This is a genomic window from Kineococcus siccus, from assembly GCF_009906795.1.
GTDB lineage: Bacteria > Actinomycetota > Actinomycetes > Actinomycetales > Kineococcaceae > Kineococcus > Kineococcus siccus.
The window spans coordinates 1-3,630 of sequence record NZ_JAAALN010000307.1; the positions used below are offsets into that span (position 1 = coordinate 1).

Annotated in this window: 3 protein-coding genes; 2 read left to right on the forward strand and 1 reads right to left on the reverse strand. The window is 80.0% G+C overall.

Annotation, left to right across the window (positions count from 1 at the left end; all coding sequences use genetic code 11):
• Positions 1 to 110: 110 nt before the first annotated feature.
• The gene (locus GTR02_RS20525) at positions 111 to 1,658 is read left to right on the forward strand and encodes an aromatic amino acid lyase (RefSeq protein WP_205709721.1); all 1,548 of its coding nucleotides are present in this window, start codon (positions 111 to 113) and stop codon (positions 1,656 to 1,658) included.
• Positions 1,659 to 1,680: 22 nt separating this feature from the next.
• On the opposite strand, the gene GTR02_RS20530 is transcribed toward GTR02_RS20525, so the two are convergent.
• On the reverse strand, positions 1,681 to 2,688 hold the full coding sequence (locus tag GTR02_RS20530) for a LacI family DNA-binding transcriptional regulator (RefSeq protein ID WP_166609333.1): 1,008 nt from the start codon (positions 2,686 to 2,688) through the stop codon (positions 1,681 to 1,683).
• 116 nt (positions 2,689 to 2,804) lie between these two features.
• Here GTR02_RS20530 and GTR02_RS20535 point away from each other — a divergent pair.
• Positions 2,805 to 3,630: amidohydrolase family protein (locus GTR02_RS20535; protein WP_166609334.1), on the forward strand; the 826-nt coding region annotated here is incomplete at its 3' end.

Here is a 3,630-nt window from a genome sequence, read left to right on the forward strand (position 1 = left end):
CGAGGGGCCTGCTCAGCTGCGCACGGGGAGATCCTGCGGTGCGCCCGCGCCCGGGTCAACCGGGTTCGCGGCGTGCGAGCATCCCCCGACGCCGCTGAGGGAGGACCGCTGTGGACACCGACGACCCCCGGGCCGCCGCGCCCGGGAGCGGGGCGGCGACCCCACCGCCGCTGCGCGTGCTGGCGGACGCGGCCGAGCTCGACGCCGACCTCGTGCTCGCCGTGGCCGACCGCCGGTGCACGCTCGCCCTGGGGGCGGGGCTGCGGGCCCGGCTGGCCGGCCGGCGCGCCGAGCTGCTGGCGGCCCTGGCCGCCGGTGGGCCGGTCTACGGCGTCAGCACCGGCATGGGCGCGCTGGCCGGGGTGCCGCTGGACGCCGCGGCGCAGGCCCGGCACCAGGACGCCCTCGTGGTGGGCCGCGCCGTGGGCTCGGCCCCCTGGCTGACCCGGCCGGAGACGCGGGCGCTGCTGGCCGTCCGGCTGCGCACCCTGCTGCACCCCGAGGCCGGAGCCTCGCCCGCGCTCGCCGACCGCCTCGTCGCCCTGCTCGCCGCCGACGTCCTGCCCGCCGTGCCGGCCCGGGGGACGGGGGTCGCAGGGGAGATCGTCCCGCTCGCGCACGCCGGGGCCGTCGTCCTGGGGGCCGGGCGCGTGCTCGCGGCCGGGCGTCCCGCACCGGACGGGAGCACCGACGGGACCGCGGACGGGGCCGCCGCGCTCGCGGCCGCGGGGCTCGGGCCCGCCGGCTTCGGCCCCAAGGAGGGCGTCGCGTTCCTCGAGGGCGTGCCGGCCGCGACGGCCCTGGCCCTGCTGCGCGTGCGCGAGGCGCGCCGGCTGCTGGCCCAGGTGCCGGTCGTGCTGGCCGTCTCCGCGGCGGTCGTGGGGGCCAGCCACGACCCCGTCCACCCCGCGCTCGCCCGCGCCGACGCCGAGCTCGGCGCGGTCCTCGCGCGGCTGCGGGCGCTGCGCCCGGACGGTCCCGTCCGCGGCCTGCAGGCGCCCGTCTCCTTCCGGGTCACCCCCGCCGCGCTCGTGGTGGCCGGGCGGGCGTGCTCGGCGCTGGAGCAGGCCGCGCAGCGGGCGCTGGACGGCGTGACCGACTCACCCGCCCTGCTCGACGGCGCCTTCGTCGGGACCGCGGGCTTCGCCGGCACCGAGCTCACCGCGGGCCTGGACGCCCTCGCCGCCCGCCTCGTGCACGTCGCCGACACGGGGGCCGCCCGCCTGCACCGCCTCCTGGACGCGCGGCTGACGGGGCTGCCCGCGCAGCTGTCGCCCGAACCGGGCGTGCACGCGGGGCTCGTCGCGGTGCACAAGCGGGCGGTGGGCACCGTGCACCGGCTGCGGCGCTTCGCGACGCCCTCGCTGCTCGGGCCCGTCGAGACCTCGCTGGGCCAGGAGGACGTCCAGAGCTTCGCGTTCGAGGCGGCCGAGTGCGTCGCGGAGGCCCTGACCGGGCTGCGCGAGGTCCTCGCCGCCGAGCTGCTCGCGGGGCACCGGGCACGGGCGCTCGCGGGCGGCCCGCCCGGGCTGTCCGGGGAGGCCCTGGCCGCGCTCGCGGCCCTCGACGCGGTCCTGCCGGCGGGGACGGCCGACCGGCCCTACGGTCGCGACCTCGACGTCCTCGTCGCGCTGCTGCGGGCGGGCTGGGCGCTCTGACGCGGGCGCGCCGGCCCCCGGGTCAGGCGGGCGCCGCCGTGGACGCCCGCACGACGAGCTCGGGCCGGAACGAGACGGGCGGCGCGTCGTCGGGCCCGTCGTCGAGGATCGCCACGAGGCGCGCGACGGCGGCCGCGACGATGGCGTCCTCGTCCCAGGCCATGGTCGTCAGCGCCGGCGCGACGAGACCGGCCAGCTGGTGGTCGTCGAAGCCGACCACCGACAGGTCCTGCGGGATGCGCAGCCCGGCGGCCTGCGCGCTGCGGTAGACGCCGAAGGCCAGCGAGTCCGACAGGCACAGGACGGCGCTGGGCCGGCCCGGGTCGGCCAGCAGCCGGACCAGGGGCGCCTCGCCGCCCGCGTCGGCCGTGGGCAGGACGCGGAGCTCCAGGCCCAGCCGCCGCGCCACCTCCACGGCCAGCAGCTGCGAGGGGCGGCCGGGCGTGGACGGCAGCGACGGCGTCTGCAGCGCCACGCGGCGGTGCCCGAGGGAGCGCAGGTGCTCCAGCGCCGTGGTGACGCCGTGCCGGTTGTCGAAGAGCACGCTGCCGCTGCCGGGCCGCCCGGGCAGCGCGTCGCCGATGGAGACCACCGCGACCGAGGCGTCGAGCAGGCGCCAGTAGGCCGCGGACGGGTCGACGGGGGAGACGAGCACGCCGTCGACGCGCTGCGCCGCGAACTGCTCCACCACGCGGCGCTCCAGCTCGGGGTCGGCCGCGGCGTCGGCGATGGTGGCGTGCCGGTCGGCGCGGCGCAGCTCGCGCGTGAGCATCACCGAGAGGTCCTGCTGCCAGAGGTCGCGCAGCGAGCCGCTGATGCCGACCGTGCCGGTGCGGCCGCTGGCGAGCGCGCGCGCGATGGGGTCGACCCGGTAGCCCAGCTCCGCCGCGACCGCCTTGACGCGCTCGATGGTGGCGGCGGACCCGCGGGCCCCCCGCAGCGCGTAGCTCGTCGCCGCGAGCGAGAGCCCGGCGGCGTCCGCCACGTCCTGCAGCGTCCGCCGCGGCCCCGTCGCCGCCTCCCTGACCATCCGCGCAGGGTACGCACCGGGGGGCGGCCCGACGCGCCGCGACTTGCCACGGTGACGGTGAAGCGCTTCACTGGCGACTCGGAGTGAAGCGCTTCACGAACGCGGGAGGGGGGACGGTGCGCACCGACTGCCACCAGCACCTCTGGCCCGAGGAGCTGCTCGACGCGCTGCGCGCCCGCCGCACGGCCCCGCGCCTGGACGGCTGGACGCTGCACCTGGCCGGGGAAGCCCCGTGCGCGATCGACCCGGCGGCGCACGACGTCACGGCCCGCCGCCGCCTCGAGCGCGCGGACGGCGCCGACCGCGTGCTGCTCTCGCTGTCCAGCCCCCTCGGCATCGAGCACCTGCCGGGCGAGGAGGCCGAGCCGCTGCTGGCCGCGTGGCACCGCGGCGTGAGCGCGCTCGGCGACCCGTTCGGCGTCTGGGCCGCGGCGGCCGTCACCGACCTGGACCCGGCGGGCCTCGCGGCCACGCTGCGCACGGAGCGGGTCGTCGGGCTCCAGCTGCCCGCGACGGCCCTGGCCGATCCCGCGGCGATCGACCGCCTGGCGCCGCTGCTCGACGTGCTGGCGGCCGCGGGCAAGCCGCTGCTCGTGCACCCCGGCCCCGCCCCGGCCGACCCCGCGGGCGTCCCGCCGTGGTGGCCGGCGCTCGTGCCCTACGTGGCGCAGCTGCACGCCGCCTGGCTCGCCTGGCACGTGCGCGGCCGCGCCGCCCACCCCACGCTGCGGATCGCCTTCGTCGCCCTCGCGGGGCTCGCGCCGCTGCACCACGAGCGGCTCGCCGCGCGCGGCGGGGCGCTGGGCCGCGTCGACCCGCTGGTGCACTACGAGACGTCGTCCTACGGCACGCAGGCGGTGGACGCGCTCGTGCGCGTCGTCGGGGTCGACCCCGTCGTCCACGGCTCCGACCGCCCGTACGCGCAGCCGACCGACCCCCGCC